Raw genomic sequence first — 1,914 nt, forward strand, 5'->3', positions numbered from 1 at the left:
CTGCAAACATTGAAGACATATTAATAACATTGGTAGTGTTCCAAGAACCAATCGGCTGGTTAAAAGCGGAGGCATCTTCAAACATCTCATACATTGTAGTAACCTTGGAAGTGTTCCACGAACCAATAGGCTGATTAAAAGCAGATGCCCTAAGAAACATACCAGACATATCAGTAACCTTGGAAGTGTTCCACGAATCAATAGGCTGATTAAAAGCAGATGCACTAAGAAACATAACTGACATATCAGTAACATTGGAAGTGTTCCAAGAACCAATCGGCTGGTTAAAAGCAGATGCACCTGCAAACATAGAAGACATATAAATAAGATTAGCAGTATTCCAGGAATCAATGGGCTGGTTAAAAGCGGATGCATTTGCAAACATTGAAGACGTACTAATGACACTAGACATATCCCAGGAATCAATAGGCTGATTAAAAGCAGATGCTCTTGCAAACATGTTAGACATTGTATTAACATTGGCAGTGTTCCATGAAGCAATCGGCTGGTTAAAAGCGAATGCACCTGCAAACATTGAAGACATATTAATAACATTGGTAGTGTTCCAAGAACCAATCGGCTGGTTAAAAGCGGAGGCATCTTCAAACATCTCATACATTGTAGTAACCTTGGAAGTGTTCCACGAACCAATAGGCTGATTAAAAGCAGATGCCCTAAGAAACATACCAGACATATCAGTAACCTTGGAAGTGTTCCACGAATCAATAGGCTGATTAAAAGCAGATGCACTAAGAAACATAACTGACATATCAGTAACATTGGAAGTGTTCCAAGAACCAATCGGCTGGTTAAAAGCAGATGCACCTGCAAACATAGAAGACATATAAATAAGATTAGCAGTATTCCAGGAATCAATGGGCTGGTTAAAAGCGGATGCATTTGCAAACATTGAAGACGTACTAATGACACTAGACATATCCCAGGAATCAATAGGCTGATTAAAAGCAGATGCTCTTGCAAACATGTTAGACATTGTATTAACATTGGCAGTGTTCCATGAAGCAATCGGCTGGTTAAAAGCGAATGCACCTGCAAACATTGAAGACATATTAATAACATTGGTAGTGTTCCAAGAACCAATCGGCTGGTTAAAAGCGGAGGCATCTTCAAACATCTCATACATTGTAGTAACCTTGGAAGTGTTCCACGAACCAATAGGCTGATTAAAAGCAGATGCCCTAAGAAACATACCAGACATATCAGTAACCTTGGAAGTGTTCCACGAATCAATAGGCTGATTAAAAGCAGATGCACTAAGAAACATAACTGACATATCAGTAACATTGGAAGTGTTCCAAGAACCAATCGGCTGGTTAAAAGCAGATGCACCTGCAAACATAGAAGACATATAAATAAGATTAGCAGTATTCCAGGAATCAATGGGCTGGTTAAAAGCGGATGCATTTGCAAACATTGAAGACGTACTAATGACACTAGACATATCCCAGGAATCAATAGGCTGATTAAAAGCAGATGCTCTTGCAAACATGTTAGACATTGTATTAACATTGGCAGTGTTCCATGAAGCAATCGGCTGGTTAAAAGCGAATGCACCTGCAAACATTGAAGACATATTAATAACATTGGTAGTGTTCCAAGAACCAATCGGCTGGTTAAAAGCGGAGGCATCTTCAAACATCTCATACATTGTAGTAACCTTGGAAGTGTTCCACGAACCAATAGGCTGATTAAAAGCAGATGCCCTAAGAAACATACCAGACATATCAGTAACCTTGGAAGTGTTCCACGAATCAATAGGCTGATTAAAAGCAGATGCACTAAGAAACATAACTGACATATCAGTAACATTGGAAGTGTTCCAAGAACCAATCGGCTGGTTAAAAGCAGATGCACCTGCAAACATAGAAGACATATAAATAAGATTAGCAGTAT

1 protein-coding gene is annotated in these 1,914 nt (G+C 39.1%); it reads right to left on the reverse strand.

Annotated elements, in window-relative coordinates; genetic code table 11:
• Nucleotides 1-1,894, reverse strand: a 1,894-nt coding sequence (locus EWM59_RS27495) for a BspA family leucine-rich repeat surface protein (protein WP_229239445.1), incomplete at its 3' end; no start/stop codon positions are given.
• Between the last annotated feature and the right edge of the window lie 20 nt (nt 1,895-1,914).

Source organism: Emticicia agri, from assembly GCF_004168285.1.
GTDB classification, from domain to species: Bacteria; Bacteroidota; Bacteroidia; order Cytophagales; family Spirosomataceae; genus Emticicia; species Emticicia agri.